This is a genomic window from Chitinophaga sp. 05T412 (assembly GCF_056396465.1).
In genome coordinates, this window is sequence record NZ_JBFTLN010000007.1 from 277,569 (window position 1) to 302,319 (window position 24,751).

Genomic DNA, 24,751 nt, shown 5'->3' on the forward strand with positions numbered 1-24,751 from the left:
ATTCTACATGGAAGTATACGACATATTGATTATTGGAGCCGGACCCGCCGGCACTTGTGCAGCACTGCGATTATTATCACTCGGCTACCGGGTAGCATTGGTAGAAAGCAATGCGTTTCCGCGGCCACAAATTGGCGAATCGTTGTCGCCCGGTATCCACGGCATTTTTGAATACCTCGGGGCCACCAACCTACTGATGGCCGCACATTGTCAGCATCAGCTGCCGGCGGAAATCATATGGGAATCACAGCAACCGCTTGTACTAACGCCTCAAACACGTGGTCACGGCGCGATGGTAGACCGGGGGATACTGGATAAAGATTTACTGCAACTGGCCATATCGCGCGGGCTGCAAGTATTTCAGCCAGCCAGGTACGAAAGCAGCCGGCATAACGGCCAACATTGGGAGGTGAACATCCGGCCATTTAACAAAGACGCCCTGACCTTACATACCACCTTTATATTGGATGCACGGGGTAGAAAAGCGATCCGGCAGCAGCAACGCCTGCTCACCGCGCCATCGATGGTCGCTATCTGGGCCAATGTACACGCCTCCCGGAGGCCCGCCCATACCTGCGTAGAAGCCGTGCCCGATGGCTGGATATGGGGCGCGCCCCTACACGACGGGCGATACCGCATCATTACTTTTGCCGCTGCCGACACCATCAAACGGCAACGCCTGCACGATATTTATAACAGATTGTTGCAACAGTCGCATTTATTCCGGCAAAACAAAGCTTTACACCCTTTACAATCATGTGCAGTGGCGGCTTACGCTCATACACAACCMTGGCAGCATTACCGGCTGCAACTGGGCGAAGCCGCTTTTGCCATTGATCCACTATCGTCTACCGGCGTTGAAAAAGCCATGCGTTGTGCCTTACAGGCCGTGATTGCCGTGAACACTATTTTGAAAGGTGGAGATCCACAAGTAGCGCAGGAATTTTATGAAGACAGGATCATCGGTTCCGTAGTGAATCACACCCACTGGACGCAGCAATACTATGCGCAGGCATGGCCGGGAACTGCTCACGGCTTCTGGCAGCAACACGGCAGTAGTTATCTCCCGGAAAAATATATACCCACTCCCTTTACGGAAAAATTAAGCAGCGCTTTGCAGGAAGAAAAGCCGGTAACACCGGCTGCTGCTGAAAAAGCTATCGACATTCACTACGTGCTACAACAACTCTGGGACGGGAAACCAATGGTATCTACGGCCATCAGCTATGTACCGTCTTCCTGTGTAGTAAACGATTGCCTGGAAATGAAAACGGCGATTAAACATCCTAATTTACCGGGGGCCATGGCTTTTCTCGACACCATGGAAATATATCCTTTGCTGGAAATGGCGGCCCATACCCCCACTTTCGGAAGCCTGGTGACCGCCTGGAGCCAGCTGATGCCATTCAATAAAGCGGCGAAAATGGCGATCTACCTGTGGGATAAACAGGTATTGCTGCCCCAATAAAAAGTGCACCGCCCCGGCGGTGCACTTTTCTTTTAGTTCGCTGATACGGTGGTGTAAATACCTCTGTCCATCGTAATGCCCAACCGCTGCAACATTTCACCGGGATTGAATCCTTGCTCACGGTATAAAGCCTGCACCTTTTCTTTCGCTTTCGCCAGGGCTTCTTTGCTCTCCCACTTCGCTACTGTAATGCAGTGAAGATTTCCCTGCTCATCGGTGAAGCTATATTCCGCATCGGTAATAAATCCGGGCAGGGTTTTAATGAACCGGCGATTCACGGTGGTTCTTTCCTGGAATTCCGCGATGGCTTTAGCTGGTACCACAAATTTATCGATAAACTGTACCTGGTCTTTTAAAGGCGCCACTGTTAAGACTTCTGCCGGCAAAGCATCGAGCGATTGTAAAATCCCGAAACGATCGATGTGCGCATCCACGCTAACAATTTTTCCGTTTTTTAACTCATAGATGGACACGCCATTGCCGGTAATGGCTTTGCCGGTAGCGGGAACATTGCGGAAAGTACCGTTGTGTGTACCCGTCCATTTCCAACGAGCTACTACTTTATCACCTTCGCCTACCAGGGTTACTAATGTCCAGTGAAGATCCGGGAAACCGTTGTACAGCGCCAGGAATGGGTTCTTAAATCCTTCTATGCCTGTTCCACCGGGGCCTTCAAATGTATCGGCGATGTAACCGGGCAGTAATTCAAATTGTCTTGGGTTCAATACGGTGGTGTATAATTTTTCAACGATTGCTTTATTGTTTTCCATGGTAATTGTTTTTGTAGTGTGAAAAGGTTTGTTCGTTTGCTGGGCTCCTGCAATTCCGGATGTCATCATACTGGCCAATAGCAGGGATATCTTTACTGTGCTTGTTTTCATCGTTTTTATTTTACACAAAAGTAGCCCGGCGGCCAGACCTGGAATTGTAAAAAATCATTGATTTATGCCAGATTCAAACCCGGAAGGGCTGGTTTCAAAAGGCAGTGTTCTTTTATCGCCGCAACAACGCATTTTTACCTAAAAAGAATGTACAGAACCTTAACGCTTTTGCTCCTGTTACTTCCTCTGATAACCTTTGCACAAGGCTATCACATCAAAGGTCATATCCCGGCCTCGCAGAATGGCACCTATATTTACCTTTATGGCATTGACTACTCCAACCTGAATCCCAAAATTGTGGACTCCTCCTTAATTACCGACGGCCGCTTTGATTTCCACGGGCAACTGCAAACACCGGGACTGTTGGCCTCCATCTATTTAAAAGACATCCGGACATTTTTTGCGCAACTACTGGTGGAAAACAGGGATATAACAGCTACGGCTATATTGCGGGACAGCAGCCACCCTATTCCCCGGATACAAACCATCAACAATCCACTTACCAAACAATATGATGCCTGGAAAGCCGCTACCGCAACACCTGTATACCGGATGTATCGCCAACTCGACAGCATGGAAAATGCCGGGGCGCCTCCTGCTGTGATGGACAGCCTGAAGAAAACACTGGCGATAGAGAAAACTGTCCTTAAAGAAAAAAAGATTCGTTTCATACGGGAACGACCCAACGATTACATTTCCTTATTCTGGCTTCGTTATGATCTGTCTTCCTCGTTGTCGCCGTCCCTGCTGGATAGCCTGTTTAAAGGACTGTCCATATCCCTCCGGCGCCTGCCAGAGGGGAAAGGATTACAGGAAATCATTGCCGCTATTCATCAACGGGAACCGGGCAGACAACTCCCCTCATTTGAATTTCCCGATAGTAGCGGACGCATAGTGAAGCTAACAGACTTTCGTGGCCAGTACGTGCTTATTGATTTCTGGGCTTCCTGGTGCCAGCCCTGTGTAGCTGCTATTCCAGAAATGAAAGAGATATACAATACCTGGCACACCAGGGGGTTGTCGGTAGTTAGCATTTCACTGGATGATAAAGCTGACCATTGGAAAAATGCGCTTGATAAATATCAGATGCCGTGGCCACAGGTATCTGACCTGAAGGGATGGAAAAGTAAGGCGGCGAAACAATACAACATCACTGCTATCCCCACGACTATTCTGGTGGATAAGACAGGAAAAGTAGTAGCAGTGGACCCGGACCTTTCTCAATTATTACCGGCCTTACTTAAATAAATATATCTTTAAGCTATTATGAAGAAGGGATTACTCCTGGCCTTATTCGGACTATGTTCCTGTATACAGGTTTCCACGGCACAATTGAAGCCCTATCACAAAATGGGTACCCATTTCATATGGCCAGGCTTTCAAATGACCTTATCTAACCATCACATTACTATTCCTGGTTACGAATACGCGGATAATGAAATGCAGCTACCATTTGAAGACTTATATATGGTCGTATATGGCGCCCATACGATACTAAGTGCCTTTAAATGTGATAGCCTTACAGACACAGGGTATTACGAAGGAACCTTCTTTGCGGACAGCAGTCTCCAGGATCGGCAAGCATTTCCTATAGCGCAGTTACAGGTAAGAACGTTCAGAAATGATACGCTGCTAAACGACTGGCAATACATCCCTCACCTGCCTTTCTTTAAAGATACGGCTATCAGGTATAAAGCGCCTCCTCATCTGCCTGTCACCAGTTACTGGCTGCTAAATGAGCAATTGAAACTCGGCGACTGTATGCTGATAGAACTAAGAAGGGATACCGCTACACCTTTTTTCCGGTTGCATCTGAAGCGGGAGGATGGTAATACGCAGCCATTTCTGATGTCCTTCGGAAAAAATGATTCATTGACAGAAGCGGCTTTCATCAGCGACCAGCTAATGAACAGACGGGAATATGTGAGGGGCAATTTGTTTTACGAAGACTGGCCCGGATCTGGTTTGAGTTATAACAATACGCTTCTTTCCCCCAAAGACAACATGGTTTTCTACTTCAGAAATAGAACCGCTAAAGATTCCATTTTTGTTTATCGTATTGTTGGTGGCCGATATACAGATACCACGTGGCGATACACAGATGGAACGATATTTATGACGGGGCTCAGTAGTAATTCGCATTACCGGCTGGACATAAAATTCGCGGATGACCATGGGCAATCCTCTGTATATACTTTTTATACCACTCCACTGTGGTACCAAACACTTTGGTGCAAAGTTATTACTGCTGCATTGCTGGTAGCGCTCCTCCTGCTATGGTTTCTGGTAGCCCGGTACCGGAAAAATAAACGCCGCCTGAAATACCACCAACTGGAAATGCAGGCGTTGCATGCACAAATGAATCCGCACTTTTTGTTTAACGCGCTCAGTTCCATACAAGGACTCATGAACGATCAACAAACCGATAAAGCCAATAAATACCTCTCCGGATTTGCAGCGTTGCTACGCAGTGCGGTGTCACAAGGCAGGAAAGAACTGGTGCCACTCAGCATAGACCTGAAAGATCTGAATAACTATATTGCGCTGGAACAACTGCGGTTTGGCTTTCGTTATGAGCAGGATATTTTACCCGGCCTGCCGGCCGATGATATTAATGTACCTCCGCTGCTGGCACAACCACTGATCGAAAACGCCGCTAAACACGGGCTTTCCGGCAAAAGAGAAAATGGCTTGCTCACGCTTCAAATCACCAGAGAACGATCAGACCTGTTGCTGATCATCACCGATAACGGCAACGGCTTTAATCCGGACAATGCCGTAACCGGCCATGGTATTGCGCTGACGAAAGAACGTATTGCACTCTTTAACCGGATGTATCGGCACCGGAAAATAATATTGACCATCAGCAGTACTGCCGCCGGTACCCGCTGCTCCTTCCGCTTTTCAAACTGGATAGATGATGAACGCACTGATCATTGATGACGAACCCATTAATATCATTAACCTGCAACGACTACTGGAACAACATTGTCCGGATGTACAGGTAACAGGCACCGCTACCGGAGCCGCTGAAGGCATCCTCACCATTCAGCGGCTCCGGCCGGATCTGGTGTTCCTCGATATCCAGATGCCGGAAAAAAGCGGCATCGATATGCTAAAGGAAATACCCACGCCCAACTTTGCCCTCATTTTTGTAACGGCCTATGATCAATATGGCATACAAGCGGTAAAGTTTGCAGCGATGGATTACCTCCTGAAACCCGTAGATGTAGCTGAGCTTAAAATAGCGGTAGCTAAAGCGGCGGTAGCCATCTCACAAAAAAAGCAACAACAGCAAATGCAATACCTGGTAGAAATATTACAGCAGGGACAACAGAAAGAAGAGCATCGCATTGCACTGCCTTCTTTGAAAGAAACCCGCTTTGTATACACCCGGGACATTGTTCGTTGCGAAAGCAGCAACAGCTACACGTACATCTACCTGAAAGAGGGAGAAAAAATAATGGTGGCAGTGTCTATATACGAATATGAGGAAATGCTGGCGCCCTATGGATTTCTGCGCTGTCATCAGTCGCACCTCGTGAATAAAAAAATGGTGAAAAGCATGGTGAAAGAATCCGGCGGCGGTTACCTCCTATTGCAGGATGGCAGCATAATTCCGGTGTCCAGGGCTAAACGCGATGATATAAAAAAAGGATTGATGTAAACTATAGTCCCGCAGCAGCATTTATTACACCAATGATCACACCGAACCGGCCATCGGCTTGCAACATATCTTTTGCCGGGCAATACATCTGCGAAATAGCGCCATCAAGATATAACGCATTCTTACAACCCTGCTCTTTAAAAAACAGGGCAAAATCATAGAAATTAACAGGATCACGGGAGATAGCAAACAAGATACTGCCATCGGGTAAAATCCCCACCCCGTTTCTGATATTCAGGTTAGTCGAACCAGCTTTAAAAGATGGATGAATAGCGCCATTGATCACCAGCATAGGTCCGGATTGCGTAGCATACCTGATATGACCATCATTCCGGAATGCCTCCGTAGTGCAAACAACGCCTACATTTTCTGTAGTAAGATAAAACACGCCATTGGGCTGCATGCCGAAGTTGCCAGTTTCCGAAGTAGTGTTTAAAGGCGTTATCACCTGTTGCCGCCTGATATACAAACCTACTGGCGAATAATCCGGCTTAAACATACCGCCATTCATAGCAAAAACCAGGGTATCTTTTTTTGCCGCCACATGCGCCTTCAATTGTTCAATAGTGCTGAATGACTGCGTTGGCAACAACTTCCAGTAAAAGTGAATACATTGCTGATTGGTTACACGGTAGGAGATAATCTTGTCCTGAKCCGATGAGGAGAAGCCCATCAAAGAAAGCAGCGCCAGTAGAACAACTTTCATAATAACGTGTTTTGCTCATCTAACGTACTATTTATTCCGGACTCCACAATAAAATATTTATGGTGACCAGATAAAGATCCGATAGTGATTTTACCGCTTATCCTCTTTTTTGCCGCCCTACTTCTGATATTTATAATTTTGGATCGATACTCAATCTTTGATATAAATTCCGTTATAGTTGAAATTGCTTTTCCCGCTGCTCCTATGCAGCCTTACATGTAGCCATGTTTTTGCCCAATCAACCCTTACAGGAACAGTGTACAGTAACAATGAACCCGGTCTTCCCGGCGCCATAATTAGTATTCAACGTGAACACAGTTCCTCGCCACAAACGGTGCAAACCGATAGTGCCGGGCATTTCCAGTTCCGCCAACTGAAGGCCGGACAGTACGAAGTAAAAGCCGCTCTGATAGGATTTGAGCGAGTCACACTTCAACTCAGGTTGTCGAAAGATACGGCGATCACTATTTTTTTACCCATTCATAGTACTGATCAGGACTTGAATGAAGTAGTGGTCACCGCCACCAAACCGGCTATCAGTGATAGTCCTGATAAGTTGGTGTACAACGTATCTTCCAGCATCGCTGCTACCGGCGCCGATGTGTTGACCACCATCGCGAAGGTACCTGGCGTGAAAGTAAACGGCAATGACATCAGTATCGCAGGCAAAGGCGCGCTGAAAGTAATGATCAACGACCGGCTGGTGCAACTGTCCGGCCTGGAATTGATTCGTTACCTGAAGTCGATGTCCGCTAATCAGATATCGAAAATTGAAGTGCTCAAAAATCCAGGCGCCCGCTACGATGCAGACGGCAACGCCGGCCTGATTAACATCACCACCAAACAAAGTAAGAAACAGGGCTACTCCGGCAACATACAAGCCAATGGCAAGTATATGCTGTACAGTCCCGCTGAAGCCTTTGGTACCCGCAACTACGAAGCCGCTAACATCAGCGCCAACCTGCAATACAACGCAAACCGCTGGTCGGCTTATGGCAGCGTGAACCTCGACCAGGATCATCACCTGGAAGGTTTTGAAACCACCCTTAGCTATCCCCACCAAACCTGGATGCAGGGCGATACCGGCGACTATAAATATCGTAACATCAGTGTAGTAGCAGGCCTCGATTACCAGGTCAGCAAAAACACTTCCATTGGTATCAATTATCAGGGTGGTAAAAATGTATACGATGGATCAGACCATGTCAACAATCCCATTTATAGTAACAAAACCGGGAACATGGACTCCCTGCTGAGAACCTATGCGACCTACTATCCGGAGGCCAGCAGCAATTCCATCAACCTGCATTCCCTTATCAAACTGGATAGCAGCGGCAGCAAACTATTGCTCAATGCAGATTATATCAATTACTACCGCACCGATAAATCTGACTTTGAAAGCAATAACTATCTGGGCAGCGACTTACACCATCCTTTCCGCACCACCCGCTACTACGATAACAACAAACAAAACTTCAACATCTATACGTTTAAAGCAGATGCAGAAATACCAACGTCTTTTGCCAAAATCATGTTCGGTACCAAACTGAGTTTTATTGATAACTACAGCAATGCTTTCTACTATAAGAAAAGTCCAACGGGTGAACTGACCTACGATACAGACCTCAGCAATGAATTTGACTACAAAGAAAATACACAGGCCCTGTACGTTAGTCTGAACAGAGAAGCCGGCAAATGGAAATATGAAGCGGGACTCAGAGGGGAATTAACCCAAACCAAAGGTTATTCCCATACGCTGGATCAAACCACCGTTAATAGATATTTCCGGTTGTTCCCTTCCCTGTCCGTGTCGTACCAGGCCAACACCAATAACAGCCTGGCGCTGACTGTCGGCAAGCGCGTAAACCGGCCTTCCTTCTGGAACCTGAATCCGTTTAAATCGCTTTATACCGCGTATAGCTATGGAGAAGGAAATCCTTACCTGAATCCGGAATACAGCACCAACTTCGAAGTATCTCATACTTATAAAAGTATGCTGACTTCCGCACTGTTTTTCAATGTGACCAACAATGGATTCAATAACCTGATTATTGCCAGCGTAGATACCAATCTCGTATATACGAAACCGTTAAACTTCCTGAGAACCTACCGGTATGGTGTTTCAGAAAACATTGCCCTGCAGTTGTTCTCCTGGCTGGATAACAATAACCAGGCTACTTTCTATTATACGCAGGCGCAATCGACCCTTCCGTTTATTAAGGATGTAAGTGGCTTCGGGCTGTACCTGGCTACCAACAATAATATCTGGCTCAACAAAAACAAAACGTTGGCAGCGGCAGTAAATGCCTGGTATCAGTTCCCTGAAGTAGATCATATTGGTAAAGCGGATGCGTATTACAAAGTGGATATGGGGCTGAAAGCGTCTGTGCTGCAGAAGAAGCTGGATATCGCTTTAACGCTGAACGATATTTTCCTGACCAGCGCCAACTCAGTGACCACTACTATTAATGGGGTACCACAAAAGTTCACCAACTTCCAGCTGAACAGGTTCGTGTTGCTGGGGCTTACTTATCGCTTTGGTAGCAGCGAGCATAAGGCAGTGAACAAGGATACCGGCAATGAGGAAGAAAGGGGCCGTATCCACTAAAGTGAATTACGAATTACAAATTACGAATTACGGATTTGTGGGTAGATAGAAGCGAAGACAATCTTCGCGTTTACCATCTACCCACAAATCCGTAATTCGTAATTTGTAATTCGTAATTATTTCCTATCCCGCAAACCCTGGAAAGCTCTGCAAATTCCGCTTATACGTCGCCCCATTCTCTTTACTATCTCCTACTGCCCATACGGCCATGGCAAATAATACAGGCTTTAATGCTGCCCCGGCTTTGGTTAAACTATACGTTACATGCGGCGGCACTACCGGCAAGGCCTTTCTCAATATCAAATCATCGGCTTCCAGCTGTTTCAGGTGCTGGATCAATACTTTCTCTGTAATAGTGGGAATCGCTTTTCTCAGGTCGCTGTAGCGCTTATTACCAGATAATAACTGAAACAAGATGATCGGTTTCCAATAGCCGCCGATCTTCTCCATTACATAAGTGACCGGGCATTCCTGGAAAGCGTTCTTCTTATTTTCCTGGATCGTAGAGTTTTCTTTTGTCTTTGTCATAGATACATACTTTAGGGTAAGTACTTGTACAAAAGTAAGTACTGATTTACTTTTGTCAAAGAAAAATTTAAAACATCATTTTATGAACATCACTATTACAGGTTCTTTAGGAAACATCAGCAAACCACTTGCACAACAATTGATCGCAAAAGGCCACCAGGTCACTATTATAAGCCGTCAACCAGAGAAAGCCGCCGCCATAAAAGCGCTCGGCGCCATCCCTGCTATCGGCTCCGTAGACGACACCAACTTTTTACTGCAGGCCTTCGCCAACGCAGACGCCGTATATACCATGATCCCACCGGATTATCAGACCAACGATATCCGCGGATATATGAAAGAAACAGGTGAACGCTATGCCAACGCCATCAAACAAAGCGGTGTAAAACACGTGGTGAACCTGAGCGCCATCGGCGCCCATAAAGCAGATGGCCCGGGCCCTACCAGCGCTAACTATTATATAGAACAGCACTTAAATGCCCTGGAAAATACCAACGTACTGCACGTACGCCCCGGTATGTTCTACTCCAACTTCTATGGCGCCATAGACATGATCCGTCACCAGCACATCATCGGCAATAACTTCGATGCTGGCACTACCATCGTAATGTCGCATCCGGAAGACATTGCCACGGCCATTGCTACGGCACTTGACCGCCTTGACTTCAACGGCAAAACCGTTCGCTATGTAGCCAGCGATGAAAAAACAGGTGGTGAAATAGCTACTATCCTCGGCAACGCCATCGGCCAGCCTAACTTAGCCTGGATAGGATTTTCCGATAACGATCTGCTGCAAGGCATGTTACAGAGCGGCATGAGCGAACAAATGGCGAAAGTATATATCATAGAAATAGGTGTAGCCTTACGGGAAGACACCCTGTTCACTGATTATCGTCAACATCAGCAACAAGCTTTTGGAGAAAGGAGCTTCACAGACTTCGCAAAAGAATTTGCATTCGCCTATAACGGTCACCAATAAACGCGCCCGTACCCTTGAACAACAAAGCCCTCCGCGTATTTTGCAGAGGGCTTTGTCAATGATATCGTTTTGATTATTTCGCTGGGATCTCTTTCAGTATATGCAGCAGGTAATCATAGAACCTGCCTACAGAACCGATGTTCACCGTTTCATCGGGCGAGTGCGCGCCGTGGATGATCGGTCCAAAGGAAATCATGTCCAGCTTACCGTTGAAGTGACCATTCAGGATACCACATTCCAAACCAGCATGACAAGCACCTACTTTTGGTTCGTGCGTGAAATGATTTTTGTATAAAGCAAGTAACAACCGGAGAATGGCTGAATCCGGATTTGCTTTCCAGCCCGGATATTCGCCGCTGTGCGCTACTTCACAACCGATATTTGCCAGGGCGGCACCTACCGCAGTAGCTACATCTTCTTTGGTACTTTCCACGCTGCTGCGTTGCAACGATTGTGTAATGAACTCACCGTCTTTCACAATCACCCGCGCCAGGTTGGAAGAGGCTTCTACCAGGCCGGTAATATCGGGACTCATGCGGAATACGCCGTTAGGCAGGGCGTAGATAGCGCGCAGCAATGGCGTGAAATAAGCAGGGTCCATTACTTTGGCGGGAACCGGTACTTCGTCGGCTACTATCTGCAAATCTTTTTCGATAGATTGATACTCTGCTGTCAGCACTTCGCGGAAGTGCTGCAGGAAAGCGGTGAATGCCGCTTTATCTGCAGCTGGCAGCGTTACAACGGCTACTGATTCACGCGGGATTGCATTGCGTAAACTACCGCCGTCTATGCTTACCAATTGCAGGTTCACGGATTGCGTAGCTTTGTAGAGCAAGCGGTTCATCAGCTTGTTGGCGTTACCACGACCTTTATGGATATCCATGCCGGAGTGTCCGCCCATCAAGCCTTTGATACCAATGCTATAAGCGATGCTACCTGCGGGAACAGGCACTTCTTTATAAGTAGCGTTGCTGTTGGTATCCATACCGCCGGCGCAACCAATGGTCAGTTCATCTTCTTCCTCGGTATCCAGGTTCAGGAGAATGGTACCGGTAAAAAGCGATGGATCTAATTGTTTGGCGCCGGTCATGCCGGTTTCTTCATCAATGGTGAACATGGCTTCAATAGGGGGATGTGCCAGATTGGTAGCTGACAACACCGACATGATAGCCGCCACGCCAATGCCGTTATCCGCGCCCAGTGTAGTGCCGCGGGCTTTTACCCAGTCGCCGTCTACATACATATCAATTCCTTGTGTAGCAAAATCAAAATTCACATCGCTGTTTTTTTGATGTACCATATCGAGGTGTGATTGCAGTATCACCGTTTTACGCTGTTCCATTCCTGGTGTGGCGGGCTTCTTAATCACCACATTGCCAATGGCGTCGCGGCTGGTTTCCAACCCCAGGCTTTTACCGAAGTGCAGCATGAAGTCAATCACAGCGCCTTCTTTTTTGGAAGCGCGGGGCACGGCATTCAATGCGGCAAAATGCTGCCACAATGGTTGCGGAGATAAATCTTTTAATTCCATCTGTAACCTGTTTATTAAAGATGGCAAAGTATACAAATCATTTCAAACGATCAAAAAAGGAGGAATGCGGGAAGGGAGTTAATATCGGCCGTTGTGGAATGCGGTGCTATCATTTGCCACCCATCTGCCTTGCAGCAGATGATAAGTAACGTCAAAGCTATCCGTTGTTACCGCTGCTACGCCCGCTTCTACCGTATAATGCACTTGTACACTATCGCCCTGCACCTTCAGCACAGAAGACACACCATGAATGGCCGGATCAGCGGCATTGCTACCCATCCAGTACCATTCTGAAATGGGCTGTTGTGCTTCCTGTGGGGACGCAGTTTTAAACAAATACAGGTCACTGGTACACATGGCTGTACCGGTACCGCAGGTTCGTATAAAGAAATAATTTCCCATGCGCCCGAAGCCATCAAATGTACTTACCCAGCAGCAATGGGCTTCTCCATAATAATAGTGAAAGGATTTGGTGACAACACCTTGTGGGTTGGTTTCAAACAATAATAAATTTTCTCTTCCGTCAACGGCGTGGTCTAATATGCAGGCGAGATAGGCATCTTCATCGTTCAACCGGTAATATTTGCCAATGGTGTCAGTATCTTCTGTGTAACTCCAGTCGGTAACAAGTGTGGTATCAATCAATTTAGCGGCTATAAGATAAGGCCAGGCAGGCTTTTTAATAATCACCCCAGCATCTCCTTTAAACACGGCACCATAGCCAGGTGTCTTTAAAGTTTCGATCACAACGTGCTGCGTTTTCTGTTTACAGGCAGCAAAAATAATAGCGCAAAGGGACGTGAAGGTATAGGCATACCAACGGTTAGGGCGTAGCATTAAAGTGAATTGTAATTCAAAGGTCGTTCGTATTTTGATGCAAAAATTTATTCGGGTTACTATTTTTTTTCGAGAGATAAGTTCGCATACTATCATCATGAAATACAATACTACTGCCATTTTTTCGATGACTTTTTTGTATGCATCTGTTAAAAATTTCAGGCTATTTTTTCAACAATCGTTTTTGTTTAACTTCATATCGTCATGAATTTTCAGGAAAAGTACGGGCATTACTCCGGCACGATTTCAGCAGCGAGTCACAAAAACGTTTCACCATAAAATCATCTGCATATGAAACCCAAAAGGATATGGGCCAACTTCGGTGTCCAGGATTTAGCACGGACTACGCAATTCTATCAACAACTTGGATTTAAGCCCAACGGCTCGTCGGCTCAACTGACCAGCTTCTTCTTTGGCGATAAGGAGTTTATCATCCACTTCTTTTTGAAGGATATACTGGAGCCCGCCATGAAAGGCCCTCTTAGCGATGGCAACGAAATTATATTCACGCTTTCCGCAGATACCCGGGAAGAGGTGGATCAATGGGAGCAAGTGGTGGAGGCAGCCGGAGGAACTATTGTTTCAAAGCCGGAAGCATTTGGAGATGGCTACTATGGGTTTGTATTTGCAGATCCTGACGGCCATAAATTCAATGTTTTCCAGATGTAGCAGAAAAGGAATATAAAGTTCATCCGGCAGGCAGGGCATTGGAGCGCTTGTCTGCCGCCACTACGATCAAGGCTGCAATCAGGAGGAAGCTATATTCGCAGCCACCGGTACCATGCTCCCCTACAAACCAGCCCTGCTCTGCATGTATTAGTCCAATACCAATTAGTAACAGCACTATAAAGCCGGCCGTTACCCAACGGGTATAGTAGCCCAGCATTAATAATATACCCCCTCCTATTTCAAATACGGTAATGCCCCATACCAGCGCCGTTCCAAAAGGCAGGCCTTTGCCGGTCAGAAATTCTGCAAAGCGGGGAATGGTGCCGTTGCCAATTCTGACCAATGCATGGGCCAGGAATATAATGGCAATGGCTATACGAAGCAGCAGCAGCGTTTGTTTAAGCGACAGAAAAGGATAACGTTTCATGCGGGTTAGGGTTGAATAATAAATATAAGAAGGCCCGCCGTGGAAACCATACCCCGAAACAGGTATTTTTCAACCATACCCTTAAAACAAACAACCTCCAAATCTGTTGATTTGAAGGCTGCCTGATCTTTATCACCCTATGCTTCTGTTACCACAACACCCTTATTGGGGTAACGTCGCAAAAGTAAGCAGGGTAAAGGCATCAGCGCTTAGTAAGACAACGTAGCTTTATAATTCAGTAGTACTACTTACCCCGGAGGATATCAAAAAACGGTTCCTATAATGCCGGGACAGGCCACGAAACAATCAGCATAAATTATTAATTTACATGAGCCTTACAGTATAACTATAAAAAAATATATCAGAGGTGTCCATCCCGGTGATGTTGGCGTGTTATACTGTTTTACAACAATTAAAACTTAAGACCATGAAAGATTTCCTGTTTGTGTACAGAGCTGACCAGAGCGTTGTTGCTCAACGTTCTCCTGAAGAAGTACAGATCAACACCCAAAAATGGATGGATTGGATCGGCGGCATCGCCGCACAAAACAAATTGGTAGACGCGGGCAACCGTCTGTATCCTACCGGCAAAGTGGTAAGAGGCAATCAGGTAATCACCGACGGCCCTTTCACCGAAGTGAAGGAAACACTGGGAGGATACTCCTTAATAAAGGCTGGCTCACTGGAAGAAGCCGTAGCATTATCAAAAGGTTGCCCTATCTATGAAGCAGGAGGCAGCCTGGAGATCAGAGAAATCCACGCCATGTAACATCTTTTCACCCTTAAAATTCCTAAAGCCTTTGTAATATTACAAAGGCTTTTATTTTATGGAGAAGAATCAACTGATACCACACCTGTTCAGAACCGAATACACGAAAATTACAGCGGTGTTATGTAAGCTGTTTGGCTTCGAGCATATCGGTGTGGCCGAAGATATAGCCAGCGACACCTTTTTAGCCGCCCATGAAACATGGGGATTAAAAGGGTTACCGGAGAATCCTACCGCGTGGCTGTATGCCGTTGCTAAAAATAAAGCCAGGAACTATCTGCGGCACGAAGCGGTTTTCCAGCAGAAAGTGGCGGGCGAATTAAAACGCGGCACTACGGAAACGGATATACCGGAAATTGACCTCTCCGCGCAAAATATCCACGACAGCCAATTACAGATGATGTTTGCGGTTTGTCATCCGGCCATTGTTGCCGAAGCACAGATCGGACTGGCCCTACGTATCCTTTGTGGATTTGGTATCGACGAAATAGCCACGGCTTTTTTATCCAACAAAGAAACCATTGCCAAAAGATTGCAACGTGCGAAAGACAAACTAAGGGCGGAACAAATAAAGATTGAATTCCCCGGCAAATCCGAAATCGGCAAGCGCCTGGATAATGTGCTCACTACGCTGTACCTGCTTTTTAATGAAGGTTATTATTCCAGCAACCATAACACCACGCTGCGGAAAGATCTCTGCGTGGAAGCCATGCGTCTCACCTTCCTGCTCACGGAAAATGAAAATACCAATCAGCCTGAAGTACATGCGCTGCTGGCCCTGATGAGTTTTCAGGCCTCCCGGTTTGATGCCAGAATGGACGATGCCGGTGAAATGATCCTCTACAATGATCAGGATGCCAGTCGCTGGGATCAGGCCCTCATTCAGCAAGGCAAAGATTTTTTAACCAGGTCCGCCAGTGGCCCTAAACTATCGCGCTATCACCTCGAGGCCTGTATCGCTTACGGACATACGAATCAAACAGATACTCCGGAGAAATGGAATAACATCCTGCAGTTATATAATCACCTGCTGGCACTGGAATACTCTCCCATGGCCGCACTCAACAGAACCTATGCTTTATCAAAAGCAAAAGGTAAAGCAGTAGCACTGGAAGAAGCCCTGAAATTAAACCTCGACGGCTATCACCTATACCATGTACTGTTAAGCGAATTATATACCGGCACGGATCATGCGCAGGCACTCGCTTCCCTGAAAACAGCCCTCGATCTGGCCCACTCTCCCGCCGATAAAAAAATCATTCAGCAAAAAATACAAGCCCTCACAACGCCTGCACAATCCTAACTTTTTTCACTCAAAGTTGTTTTCCCGTTATGGCAGGGATGAAAAATAAATTTGCTAAACCAAATGGTTATGTATATTTTTACTAAACCAAATGGTTATGTATATTTAAACAACAACGAATGAAAGCTAGAAGAGACGTGTTCCAGGCTATTGCAGACCCTACCCGGCGGGCTATTATTGGGCTATTAGCGCAACAAACCCAAACGCTGAACACGGTGGCGGAGAACTTTAATATGAGTCAGCCTGCCATTTCCAAACATATGCGTATCCTCACAGAATGCGGTTTGGTGATGATCGTAAAACAAGGCAGGGAACGGCACTGTAGCGCCAATTTCAAGGCATTGGAAGAAGTGGCCCGTTGGGCAGCGCAGTATCAGTCGTTCTGGAACGCACGACTGGATACACTCGAAAACTTATTGAACGAAGCAGACTAAGTATTTCTTATTCCACCATAAACTATGCAACATGGCAAAGCACACACCCGAAGTAACAGCACAAATGCTCATCCGGAAGCCAGTAAGCATTGTATTTGATGCTTTCATTGACCCGGAAAAAACGAAACACTTCTGGTTTACCAAAGGCAGCGATAAGCTGGTCGCGGGAAAAACGGTGACCTGGGAATGGGAAATGTACCAGGTAAGTACCCAGGCGGTGGTAAAAGAAATTATACCCAATAAAAAAATCGCGGTCAACTGGGGCGAACCGGCTACCGCCATTGATTTTATGTTTGAAGATTTGGGAGATGGTACCACCTACGTTAGCATTTCCAACTACGGATTTACAGAACAGGGCGATGACCTGATACGTAAAATCAATGATTCCACTGGCGGCTTTACTACTGTAGTTGATGGCCTGAAAGCTTATCTCGAACATAATATTAATCTGCACCTCGTGGCAGATAAATTCCCAAAACGATAAATTAATTTTTATGGAACAATTTGGTCGTATCACATCGCCGGGCACACTCCGGCTCGAACGTTCGTTGCCTGGTCCTATCCAGAGAGTCTGGGCTTATCTCACGGAATCAGAAAAACGTGGCAAGTGGCTCGCCAAAGGCGACATGGAGCTTTTTGAAGGCGGGAAAGTACACTTATCCTTCATGCATAGCGAGTTAAGTCCGTTGCCGGATACTATCCCGGAAAAATATAAGGATATGGAAGAGGGACATCAGTTTACTGGTACGGTATTACAGATAGCTGCACCGCATTTATTATCCTTTACCTGGGGCGGCGGATCAGAAGTGACCTTCGAATTAGCCGAACAGGCCGACCGGGTGCAGATGGTCATTACCCATCGCAAACTGGGCGATAAGAAATCCCAGCTGTTGAGTGTTGCCAGCGGATGGCATAACCATGTGGGCATCCTCATCGCCAACCTGGAAGGCACTACTCCTCAGCCATTCTGGAAAACACACGAAGTATTAGAAGCCGCTTACAAAGAAATCATATAGTGGCAAACCGGCGGCACGCAACGTGCCGCCGGTTTTTTTATTCTCCATTCGGATTAGACGACAACACCTCACTCATATAATCGAAAAGTGGCCGCATATGCCGGAAGGTATCGCTGGCTTCTTTTAAAAACGTTTCGCTCAGTACCACCTTATCAGAGAAAGGCCGGATCAGCAGAAACTGTTTGTAGCGCAGCAAGTCAATGGCTTCATGATCCGCTTCAAAACCTTTGGGCGCACTTTTCAGCTGCTCTCCTTTCAGCGATTCAAACGTATTGATAAATGCTTTACTCTTAATTATTTTCCGCAGCGGTGCGGCGTCAAAAGCAATATCATCACGGATGAGTTTCAGATCGGCCGGCGATGGGCCCCAGAAGCCGCCGGCAATAAAGCTGTTGCCCGGCTCTATGTGAAAATAATAACCTCCCCTGCGGCTTTTGGTAGCCCGCTTGAAACTGCCGCTCCAGTGGGTTTTATAAGGTGTTTTATCATGCGAAAAACGGACATCACGGTAAATACGGTATAAACTCTTTTTGCCGGAAGGCGTTTCTATCAGATCGTGGGCCGACAGCTGTTCCAGTAATCCTTCTGCAAAAATCTCTACCTGTTCTTGCTCCTCCTGGAAACGGGTTTTATGTTCGTTAAACCATTCCCTGTTGTTATGCTGCTTCAGCTTATTCAGAAAATCAAAGCTGGAAGCAGGTATCTGTGCCGGTGCTGTTTTTTTAGCCATGGTTAATTTTTAAAGACACCGCAAATATAACCTATTGACCACTCACCCGATAATGAGTGAAATACAAAATAATCCGCGTAATTTCCGGCACTATAAATTACAGTGAATGGTGAAACGCAGAAATTTCCTGAAGCAACTTGGCTTATCAGGCACCGGTCTTTTAATGGCCTCCAATAGCTGGTCTGTTCCTATCAGCCAGCCTTCCGCAACCGGTAAAAAACTACGGATAGGTGTTATCTCCGACCTGCATCACCTGCAATTCGGCGTACCCGAAGTAGCCCGCCTCACCGCTTTTATGGATGCCGTGATGAAAGAACAACCGGACTTCATTATCCAATGCGGTGATTTTTGCCGCCCTAAGCAATCCGAGGCAATTATGTCGCAATGGAACCGGTTTACCGGCCCCAAATATCACGTGCTGGGCAACCACGACATGGATGTTTGCGACAAAGCCACCATCATGCAACTGTGGGGCATGGAAAAGCCGTATTATTCTTTCGACCAGGGTAGGTATCATTTTGTGGTCATGGATAGGAATTTTTTACGGAGAGAAGATAAAACACTGGAAGATTATAATAACAGCAATTGGGGCCCCTTACCTGCGCCTATGCGGAGTTTTACCGATCAGCCGCAGCTGGACTGGCTCAAGCAGGACCTGGCCACCGCTAAGTATCCTGTGATCGTATTTATGCATCAACCCGTTTTTCTGAGCGACTTTTTCCAGGAGCTGGGCAATGCGGATGAAATCCTGGCCATCTTTGATGAAGCCAACCTCGCGGCAAAAAATACGGGTAGCCGTGCCCGTGTGTCTGCCGTATTTATGGGTCATGATCACGACGACCGCTACGGAGAAAGAAATGGCGTACATTATTTTCTGCTCAACAGCGCCTCCTATGTATATACGGAATCTGGTGCGCACTACTACAAAGAAGCACTGTTTGCATTCATTACATTGGACCCTTCGGGCTGGCTACATATCAGCGGACGTAGTACCTCCTACCGGGATGCCGTGTCTGACAAAGTCAAAGCCCAGTTCCCCACTACTATCAGTGACCACAACATCCGGTTATAGCTGGCAAAAGTTATTTGCCAGTCTTCGGATGCGATACCATCAGGCCTTGCTCCGGCACATACTTATCGTACTCCATGAGTTGTGCAATCCGCAAGGCCTCCTCCCTGCTCTTTAGTTTTGCCACCAAATGCAGCGCACCATCAATGCCAGCGGAAATACCCGCGGTAGTAATCACCCGTCCATTGTCTACATACCTTACCTGCTGCAATACTTTGGCTTTAGGTACCTGTTTCTGCAAACCGGGAATGGCACTGTGAAAAGTGGTAACGGTCAACCCATCCAGCAATCCGGCCTTACCCAGCACAAAAGCGCCGGTACAAACAGAAAAATAGTGAGAGAAGGACTTATCCCGTGATTTAATCCAATCGATCACCTCGGGATCATCAGCGGCGACCTGCTCCTGGCCGCCAAAAATGGCAAATACATCGGCGGGCGGCGCATCCTGGATACTATACTCCGGCGTTATTTTCAGGATACCCTGAGATAACAGCGGTGCATGGGTTTTAGCTACCGTGAATACTTTAAACCCCGCATAGGAAAATACTTCCATCGGCCCCGCAAAATCCAATACCTCTACCCCATCATAGAGATAGAAACAAATAGTGGTTCTCTTATTGTTGGCCGTGTCTTTGGCGTCTTTGCTGATCAGCTCCATACCACAATGCGGACATTTCCCCGGCTGCTGAAATACCAGGGTATCACAGGGGCCACAGGGCGGACAAACATATAACAGGGAAGGGTTTTGTGCGAAGGCAATACAAGGAAATAATAACAGGAATAAAAAGAATGGTTTCATAAGCGTAATTTATAGGACAAAGCTAACGGGTACCGGCCATATTAATCGGGACAATGCTATTATTAAACGGGACAATATCCCCGCCGTGCAAAAAAAAGGAACCCCGGCATACTGCTGCATACCGGGGCGCCTGTTGTTGATCGATCCTCTTATTTTTGTGGCACTATCTTATACAGCCCTGCTCCATGCTGATTAATTTCCGGTGCAAACTCCTCCTTTACATTTTCCCATACCTTACCAGACCAGAGATCCCTTACCTGACAGTTCCCGGCTAATCCCAACGCCGATAACTTCACGGCGATACTTTTCTTCCCGTTATCTCCGGTATTAAAAACAGCGAGGTATTTTGCGCCGGTACCGGGTGCTTCGGCCATCCACGCCACTTTTTCCGCATCCGTAAACAATGGCCGATTGTGGGTACTTTCATTGAGTACTTTCAGCACGCCACGGTTGGTGAGCAGGGACAGGGTAAAGGCGTCATTGTCTGGCAGGTTCCCCCCGAACATCAGGGGCGATTTAAAAATGCTCCATAGCGTCATCAGTGTATATTGCTCATCATGGGTGAAGCCACTCATACGAGGGTCCCCTCTTTCTGCGCGGATACCGATGCGTCCCAGTGGCAGCATGTCGCCATCAGGATAGGCGCCGTAGGCCCGCCATTTATTCCAGCGTTCAAACACGGCAAAATGTTCTTTCAGTTGTGGCCAGTTATCCCAGAAATCACCTACAGTGCGCCACATGTTGGCGTGTTGCTGTACATGCGGAGCGTGTGCAATGGGTGTTTCTCCGGGAGATGTACTTAATATAATCTTACGTCCGGTACGGTCAATGGCCCTCCGGATCATCTCAATTTCTTTCTCAAAGTATATAGGAGAAGACAGGTCATCTACCTTTACAAAATCCAGTCCCCAGCTGGCGTACAGCTCAAAGAGGGAATTATAATATTCCTGTGCACCTGGTTTCTCCGGCACAACGGTATACATATCGTGCAGCCATAGGCACTGGTCTTTCTCCGAGTAAATATCCCGGGCCGTTACCGTTGTTCCTTTCACCGGCAGGTTACGCTTCACTGCCAGCACCGGAATCCMCCGCATGATATGAATTCCAAATTTCAGCCCTTTGCTGTGCAGGTAATCGGCCAGTGGTTTAAATCCTTTGCCGCCTTCGGCAGATGGGAAACGATTGGTGGCCGGTAAAAAACGGCCGTATTCGTCGAGTACATAGTCCGGATTGGTTTCATTATAACCATGGGCTTTGTCGTTGCCCACATACCAGCGGATATCTACTACGATGTAATTCCAGCCATATGGCTTCAGGTGTGTAGCCATGTAGTCGGCATTGGCTTTTACTTCCGCTTCCGTGACGGTAGGCCCAAAACAATCCCAGCTGTTCCAGCCCATGGGAGGCGTGGCCGCCCAGCTATGAAATTTCCCGCTGGTTTGTGCCCGCAGGTGCATCGCTATCAGCAGGAAGCTGGCTATCAAAAAATATCGCGTTCCGTTCATTTTTATACGCATCATAATTATGGCTGATAGGAAACGACGGCGCATGATGCCGGCATAGTGGTTCACCTGTTTCATAACTGGAATTATTGCCGCCCCTTCCCTATTTTAAATGGATACTTTCTGTGCTAAAACTACATCTTTTTTATTAATCGTCAAATTGACAATTATTATTTTTCGGTCAGCATACGTTATTCATCTCCCTAAAAAAATAAAAGCAGATGCCGGGGGACATCTGCTTTTACACAACTATTATATTGTCAACTTAACTTACCATCGGTAAGTATTTATGACGGTTTTCGATAATTACCCAAATATTAATCAGGAACAAGGGCAGCGCAATCATCAATCCTGACGTGTCAAGAAATATGTTAGTCAGCATAATCCCCACCATCACTGGTAAAATCACCAGCGCACCCAAAGCCCTGGTTTTCGGTATAATAAACAGCAAGCCTCCTAACACCTCGGCCACACCTACGAGCGGTATGATCCAGCCAATAGACATAAAAGCGCCCATGGCTTTCACGATGGCTTCCGGCATATCTTTAGGCACCGGCATGTAATTAAAGAATTTGTTGAGCCCCGCATTAATGAACATTAAACCAAACAACAGACATACGACAAATAGAATTTTGTTTTTCATAGTGATAAAATTTACCGCAAAAATACATTTAATTTTGTCGAATATACAACGAACTAATAATACAAACCTGCTTCCACCAGCCGGAAACGTTGGCACCAGCGCCTATGGTCAGCAACAGTGGGAAGAAAAACAACACAATCGCTGCTTCTGCCAGTCCATCTTGTTTGACATGCGGAAAAAAGAAAGCCCCCATCAGCAATAGTCCCAGCCAGATAAAATTCAACCGGTTTTTTATCATCAACCAAAACCGGAATACCAATAACCCTGCGAGAAAAGAATAGCTGATCCGCGCAATGCCATCTACGCAGGTAGGCGCATCCCAGCCGCCAATCAACCACCCCTGCTGATGCCCTACCATACACAACCAAACAGCCGCGGCTATCGTTACCGGCACCAGCCACATCCGCTTCATTCTATATAACACCAACGCATAAACGATATTGGCCAGATACTCCATAAACAGTGACCATGCCGGAGAATTGAAAGGAAACAATGCCCCCGCCCGATTAGGCAAAACAGGATACGGAATCAGGAATATAGAACTGATGAAAGCAGTGATTATTTTCGCTCCCCCGGCCAGTGCCCAAGCATTTACAAAGGGATTGCATATATATCCAATCAGCCCTAATACACTCCCCATCAGCGGCCCCCTGACCGATATAAATGAGATGATCTACTCAAATACTTATGTTATTTTGGCCGCCGTCTGCCTTTAGCTTATTTTCATCACGATTATAGTGGAGTTCGTCACTACAACAGCTGGCGGAATACCCCTTGCTATATATTTGTCCTCTCATTAACACCAGAAAAATAATGCTAAAAAGAATCCTCACGCTCGCCCTGGTAATAGCTTTCAGCAGTACTACCTTTGCGCAAACGATCAACCCCTCCCGCCTGGACAGCCTGTTTACGCTATTAGCGCAACACGATAAATTCACCGGTAGTATCGCTATTTCGCAAAATGGACACTTGCTTTACACCAAAGCAATCGGGTTTGCTGATATCGCCACCGCTAAGAAAGCAACCACCAATACCCGGTACAGGATTGGTTCTATCTCTAAAATGTTCACCGCCTCTCTGATTTTTAAAGCGGTAGAAGAAAAGAAATTATCTCTGCAACAAACGCTCGACAAATATTTCCCGCAAATTGAAAACTCGAATAAAATAACGATTGCCCAGTTACTGAATCACAGCAGTGGTATTCATAACTTCACCAACGATAAAACGTACCTGACGTATTTTACAACGCCGAAATCTGCCAAAGAAATGGTGGATATTATTGCCAAAGGGAAAAGCGATTTTCAGCCCGGTACCAAAAGCGCTTACAGCAATTCCAACTATGTTATTTTAAGCTATATACTGGAACAGCTCTATGGGCAGCCTTATGCGAAAATTCTCCAAACAAAAATCACGCAGCCCATTGGGTTAAAAAATACTTATTTCGGCGGCCACGTCAAACTTCAAAACAATGAATGCTATTCCTATCTGTTCACAGACAAATGGGTGAAGCAACCCGAAACAGATCCCTCTATCCCGATGGGCGCCGGCGCGGTGGTGTCAACGCCTGCAGATTTAACGTTTTTTATTGAACAGCTTTTCGCCGGAAAAATCATCAGTGATTCGGCCTTCGCCCGCATGAAAACCATTCAAAATGGCTATGGTATGGGCATCTTTGAATATCCTTACCTCGACAAAAAATGTTATGGGCATACCGGTGGTATTGATGGATTCCGGTCTGTACTCAACTATTTCCCGGAAGAAAAGTTATCGATCGCAATAACAGCTAACGGAGATGGCTATCCGCTCAACAACATCCTGATATGTGCACTAAGTAGCTACTTCCATCAGCCTTACCATCTTCCTACTTTTACATCTATTACCCTCAGCGCAGCAGCACTGGATTCGTTTCCGGGGAATTATAGCAGTGCACAGGTGCCTTTAAAACTCGCCATCACGAAAAAAGACAATAAACTATTTGCACAGGCTACCGGACAATCTGCCTTTCCGCTGGAAGCTACGTCCTCTGATAGTTTCCAGTTTGAGCCCGCAGGTGTGGTGATCATTTTTAGCAAGGATAGGAAGCAGCTAACACTGCAACAGGGTGGCACAGACTATCTATTCAACAGAGAGTAAATGACTTTTAGATATCATGAGAAAGGGACAGATCTGCCGAGGCAAATCTGTC

At 46.6% G+C, this 24,751-nt stretch carries 25 protein-coding genes; 14 read left to right on the forward strand and 11 right to left on the reverse strand.

Annotated features, from left to right (window positions below; translation table 11 throughout):
* The first annotated feature begins 7 nt into the window (after positions 1 to 7).
* On the forward strand, positions 8 to 1,468 hold the full coding sequence (gene qhpG / locus AC1DFM_RS17570; RefSeq protein WP_477078043.1) for a flavin-dependent monooxygenase QhpG: 1,461 nt from the start codon (positions 8 to 10) through the stop codon (positions 1,466 to 1,468).
* 32 nt (positions 1,469 to 1,500) lie between these two features.
* Here the strand turns inward: qhpG and AC1DFM_RS17575 are convergent, their stop codons facing one another.
* On the reverse strand, positions 1,501 to 2,349 hold the full coding sequence (locus AC1DFM_RS17575; protein WP_477078044.1) for an ester cyclase: 849 nt from the start codon (positions 2,347 to 2,349) through the stop codon (positions 1,501 to 1,503).
* 147 nt (positions 2,350 to 2,496) lie between these two features.
* On the opposite strand from AC1DFM_RS17575, the gene AC1DFM_RS17580 reads away from it, so the two are divergent.
* Genes AC1DFM_RS17580 through AC1DFM_RS17590 form a run of 3 tightly spaced genes read left to right on the forward strand, consistent with a single transcriptional unit; the run spans position 2,497 to position 6,016 of the window.
* Complete coding sequence (locus AC1DFM_RS17580) at positions 2,497 to 3,597, forward strand: redoxin domain-containing protein (protein ID WP_477078045.1); 1,101 nt, start codon at positions 2,497 to 2,499, stop codon at positions 3,595 to 3,597.
* 18 nt (positions 3,598 to 3,615) lie between these two features.
* On the forward strand, positions 3,616 to 5,289 hold the full coding sequence (locus AC1DFM_RS17585) for a sensor histidine kinase (protein WP_477078046.1): 1,674 nt from the start codon (positions 3,616 to 3,618) through the stop codon (positions 5,287 to 5,289).
* Positions 5,267 to 6,016, forward strand: coding sequence for a LytR/AlgR family response regulator transcription factor (locus AC1DFM_RS17590; RefSeq protein WP_477078047.1), 750 nt, complete (start codon positions 5,267 to 5,269; stop codon positions 6,014 to 6,016). The genes AC1DFM_RS17585 and AC1DFM_RS17590 overlap by 23 nt, the downstream gene beginning before the upstream one ends.
* Before the next feature lies 1 nt (position 6,017).
* Here AC1DFM_RS17590 and AC1DFM_RS17595 read toward each other — a convergent pair whose 3' ends face one another.
* Complete coding sequence (locus AC1DFM_RS17595) at positions 6,018 to 6,722, reverse strand: phosphodiester glycosidase family protein (protein WP_477078048.1); 705 nt, start codon at positions 6,720 to 6,722, stop codon at positions 6,018 to 6,020.
* A 184-nt stretch (positions 6,723 to 6,906) separates the two neighbouring features.
* On the opposite strand from AC1DFM_RS17595, the gene AC1DFM_RS17600 reads away from it, so the two are divergent.
* Positions 6,907 to 9,330: a TonB-dependent receptor gene (locus tag AC1DFM_RS17600; protein ID WP_477078150.1), complete on the forward strand. Its 2,424-nt coding sequence runs from the start codon at positions 6,907 to 6,909 to the stop codon at positions 9,328 to 9,330.
* Positions 9,331 to 9,453: 123 nt separating this feature from the next.
* Here the strand turns inward: AC1DFM_RS17600 and AC1DFM_RS17605 are convergent, their stop codons facing one another.
* Positions 9,454 to 9,858, reverse strand: coding sequence for a winged helix-turn-helix transcriptional regulator (locus tag AC1DFM_RS17605; RefSeq protein WP_477078049.1), 405 nt, complete (start codon positions 9,856 to 9,858; stop codon positions 9,454 to 9,456).
* Between the two features lie 82 nt (positions 9,859 to 9,940).
* Between AC1DFM_RS17605 and AC1DFM_RS17610 the strand changes: the two genes are divergently transcribed.
* Positions 9,941 to 10,837: an NmrA family NAD(P)-binding protein gene (locus tag AC1DFM_RS17610; protein ID WP_477078050.1), complete on the forward strand. Its 897-nt coding sequence runs from the start codon at positions 9,941 to 9,943 to the stop codon at positions 10,835 to 10,837.
* 73 nt (positions 10,838 to 10,910) lie between these two features.
* Here AC1DFM_RS17610 and AC1DFM_RS17615 read toward each other — a convergent pair whose 3' ends face one another.
* Both AC1DFM_RS17615 and AC1DFM_RS17620 read right to left on the reverse strand, forming a co-directional pair.
* Positions 10,911 to 12,368, reverse strand: coding sequence for an aminoacyl-histidine dipeptidase (locus AC1DFM_RS17615; protein WP_477078051.1), 1,458 nt, complete (start codon positions 12,366 to 12,368; stop codon positions 10,911 to 10,913).
* 78 nt (positions 12,369 to 12,446) lie between these two features.
* Positions 12,447 to 13,115, reverse strand: coding sequence for a hypothetical protein (locus AC1DFM_RS17620; protein ID WP_477078052.1), 669 nt, complete (start codon positions 13,113 to 13,115; stop codon positions 12,447 to 12,449).
* Between the two features lie 381 nt (positions 13,116 to 13,496).
* Here AC1DFM_RS17620 and AC1DFM_RS17625 point away from each other — a divergent pair, with 381 nt between their 5' ends.
* Positions 13,497 to 13,874, forward strand: a complete 378-nt coding sequence (locus AC1DFM_RS17625) for a VOC family protein (protein WP_477078053.1) — start codon at positions 13,497 to 13,499, stop codon at positions 13,872 to 13,874.
* A 19-nt stretch (positions 13,875 to 13,893) separates the two neighbouring features.
* Here the strand turns inward: AC1DFM_RS17625 and AC1DFM_RS17630 are convergent, their stop codons facing one another.
* Positions 13,894 to 14,301, reverse strand: a complete 408-nt coding sequence (locus AC1DFM_RS17630) for a DoxX family protein (protein WP_477078054.1) — start codon at positions 14,299 to 14,301, stop codon at positions 13,894 to 13,896.
* A 427-nt stretch (positions 14,302 to 14,728) separates the two neighbouring features.
* Between AC1DFM_RS17630 and AC1DFM_RS17635 the strand changes: the two genes are divergently transcribed.
* From AC1DFM_RS17635 to AC1DFM_RS17655, 5 genes are all read left to right on the forward strand, one after another.
* Positions 14,729 to 15,070, forward strand: coding sequence for a YciI family protein (locus tag AC1DFM_RS17635; RefSeq protein ID WP_477078055.1), 342 nt, complete (start codon positions 14,729 to 14,731; stop codon positions 15,068 to 15,070).
* A 58-nt stretch (positions 15,071 to 15,128) separates the two neighbouring features.
* Positions 15,129 to 16,373 (forward strand): RNA polymerase sigma factor, encoded by a 1,245-nt coding sequence (locus AC1DFM_RS17640; protein WP_477078056.1) that lies wholly within the window; start codon positions 15,129 to 15,131, stop codon positions 16,371 to 16,373.
* 119 nt (positions 16,374 to 16,492) lie between these two features.
* Entirely contained in the window at positions 16,493 to 16,807 is a 315-nt protein-coding gene (locus AC1DFM_RS17645) for an ArsR/SmtB family transcription factor (RefSeq protein WP_477078057.1), read from the forward strand.
* Between the two features lie 31 nt (positions 16,808 to 16,838).
* On the forward strand, positions 16,839 to 17,291 hold the full coding sequence (locus tag AC1DFM_RS17650; RefSeq protein WP_477078058.1) for an SRPBCC family protein: 453 nt from the start codon (positions 16,839 to 16,841) through the stop codon (positions 17,289 to 17,291).
* Between the two features lie 10 nt (positions 17,292 to 17,301).
* Entirely contained in the window at positions 17,302 to 17,823 is a 522-nt protein-coding gene (locus tag AC1DFM_RS17655; RefSeq protein WP_477078059.1) for an SRPBCC family protein, read from the forward strand.
* A gap of 37 nt (positions 17,824 to 17,860) precedes the next feature.
* On the opposite strand, the gene AC1DFM_RS17660 is transcribed toward AC1DFM_RS17655, so the two are convergent.
* Positions 17,861 to 18,553: a DUF2461 domain-containing protein gene (locus AC1DFM_RS17660; protein WP_477078060.1), complete on the reverse strand. Its 693-nt coding sequence runs from the start codon at positions 18,551 to 18,553 to the stop codon at positions 17,861 to 17,863.
* Positions 18,554 to 18,659: 106 nt separating this feature from the next.
* Here AC1DFM_RS17660 and AC1DFM_RS17665 point away from each other — a divergent pair, with 106 nt between their 5' ends.
* Positions 18,660 to 19,625, forward strand: coding sequence for a metallophosphoesterase family protein (locus tag AC1DFM_RS17665; RefSeq protein WP_477078061.1), 966 nt, complete (start codon positions 18,660 to 18,662; stop codon positions 19,623 to 19,625).
* A gap of 10 nt (positions 19,626 to 19,635) precedes the next feature.
* Here the strand turns inward: AC1DFM_RS17665 and AC1DFM_RS17670 are convergent, their stop codons facing one another.
* The 4 genes from AC1DFM_RS17670 to AC1DFM_RS17685 form a co-directional block, all read right to left on the reverse strand.
* On the reverse strand, positions 19,636 to 20,421 hold the full coding sequence (locus tag AC1DFM_RS17670; protein WP_477078062.1) for a DJ-1/PfpI family protein: 786 nt from the start codon (positions 20,419 to 20,421) through the stop codon (positions 19,636 to 19,638).
* Between the two features lie 149 nt (positions 20,422 to 20,570).
* Positions 20,571 to 22,001 (reverse strand): glycoside hydrolase family 27 protein, encoded by a 1,431-nt coding sequence (locus tag AC1DFM_RS17675; protein WP_477078063.1) that lies wholly within the window; start codon positions 21,999 to 22,001, stop codon positions 20,571 to 20,573.
* 187 nt (positions 22,002 to 22,188) lie between these two features.
* The gene (locus AC1DFM_RS17680; RefSeq protein ID WP_477078064.1) at positions 22,189 to 22,566 is read right to left on the reverse strand and encodes a DoxX family membrane protein; all 378 of its coding nucleotides are present in this window, start codon (positions 22,564 to 22,566) and stop codon (positions 22,189 to 22,191) included.
* Positions 22,567 to 22,594: 28 nt separating this feature from the next.
* On the reverse strand, positions 22,595 to 23,059 hold the full coding sequence (locus tag AC1DFM_RS17685) for a hypothetical protein (RefSeq protein ID WP_477078065.1): 465 nt from the start codon (positions 23,057 to 23,059) through the stop codon (positions 22,595 to 22,597).
* A gap of 320 nt (positions 23,060 to 23,379) precedes the next feature.
* Here AC1DFM_RS17685 and AC1DFM_RS17690 point away from each other — a divergent pair, with 320 nt between their 5' ends.
* On the forward strand, positions 23,380 to 24,699 hold the full coding sequence (locus AC1DFM_RS17690; RefSeq protein WP_477078066.1) for a serine hydrolase domain-containing protein: 1,320 nt from the start codon (positions 23,380 to 23,382) through the stop codon (positions 24,697 to 24,699).
* The last annotated feature ends 52 nt before the right edge of the window (positions 24,700 to 24,751 follow it).

Excerpts from the sequence above, each read along its gene's own strand:
- AC1DFM_RS17645 (WP_477078057.1), top strand. The coding sequence starts at position 16,493 with ATGAAAGCTAGAAGAGACGTGTTCCAGGCTATTGCAGACCCTACCCGG.
- AC1DFM_RS17670 (WP_477078062.1), bottom strand. The coding sequence starts at position 20,421 with ATGAAACCATTCTTTTTATTCCTGTTATTATTTCCTTGTATTGCCTTC.
- AC1DFM_RS17575 (WP_477078044.1), bottom strand. The coding sequence starts at position 2,349 with ATGAAAACAAGCACAGTAAAGATATCCCTGCTATTGGCCAGTATGATG.
- AC1DFM_RS17605 (WP_477078049.1), bottom strand. The coding sequence starts at position 9,858 with ATGACAAAGACAAAAGAAAACTCTACGATCCAGGAAAATAAGAAGAAC.
- AC1DFM_RS17680 (WP_477078064.1), bottom strand. The coding sequence starts at position 22,566 with ATGAAAAACAAAATTCTATTTGTCGTATGTCTGTTGTTTGGTTTAATG.
- AC1DFM_RS17610 (WP_477078050.1), top strand. The coding sequence starts at position 9,941 with ATGAACATCACTATTACAGGTTCTTTAGGAAACATCAGCAAACCACTT.
- AC1DFM_RS17665 (WP_477078061.1), top strand. The coding sequence starts at position 18,660 with ATGGTGAAACGCAGAAATTTCCTGAAGCAACTTGGCTTATCAGGCACC.
- AC1DFM_RS17640 (WP_477078056.1), top strand. The coding sequence starts at position 15,129 with ATGGAGAAGAATCAACTGATACCACACCTGTTCAGAACCGAATACACG.
- AC1DFM_RS17615 (WP_477078051.1), bottom strand. The coding sequence starts at position 12,368 with ATGGAATTAAAAGATTTATCTCCGCAACCATTGTGGCAGCATTTTGCC.
- AC1DFM_RS17580 (WP_477078045.1), top strand. The coding sequence starts at position 2,497 with ATGTACAGAACCTTAACGCTTTTGCTCCTGTTACTTCCTCTGATAACC.
- AC1DFM_RS17650 (WP_477078058.1), top strand. The coding sequence starts at position 16,839 with ATGGCAAAGCACACACCCGAAGTAACAGCACAAATGCTCATCCGGAAG.
- AC1DFM_RS17660 (WP_477078060.1), bottom strand. The coding sequence starts at position 18,553 with ATGGCTAAAAAAACAGCACCGGCACAGATACCTGCTTCCAGCTTTGAT.
- AC1DFM_RS17655 (WP_477078059.1), top strand. The coding sequence starts at position 17,302 with ATGGAACAATTTGGTCGTATCACATCGCCGGGCACACTCCGGCTCGAA.
- AC1DFM_RS17590 (WP_477078047.1), top strand. The coding sequence starts at position 5,267 with ATGATGAACGCACTGATCATTGATGACGAACCCATTAATATCATTAAC.
- AC1DFM_RS17625 (WP_477078053.1), top strand. The coding sequence starts at position 13,497 with ATGAAACCCAAAAGGATATGGGCCAACTTCGGTGTCCAGGATTTAGCA.
- AC1DFM_RS17690 (WP_477078066.1), top strand. The coding sequence starts at position 23,380 with ATGCTAAAAAGAATCCTCACGCTCGCCCTGGTAATAGCTTTCAGCAGT.
- AC1DFM_RS17635 (WP_477078055.1), top strand. The coding sequence starts at position 14,729 with ATGAAAGATTTCCTGTTTGTGTACAGAGCTGACCAGAGCGTTGTTGCT.
- AC1DFM_RS17630 (WP_477078054.1), bottom strand. The coding sequence starts at position 14,301 with ATGAAACGTTATCCTTTTCTGTCGCTTAAACAAACGCTGCTGCTGCTT.
- AC1DFM_RS17585 (WP_477078046.1), top strand. The coding sequence starts at position 3,616 with ATGAAGAAGGGATTACTCCTGGCCTTATTCGGACTATGTTCCTGTATA.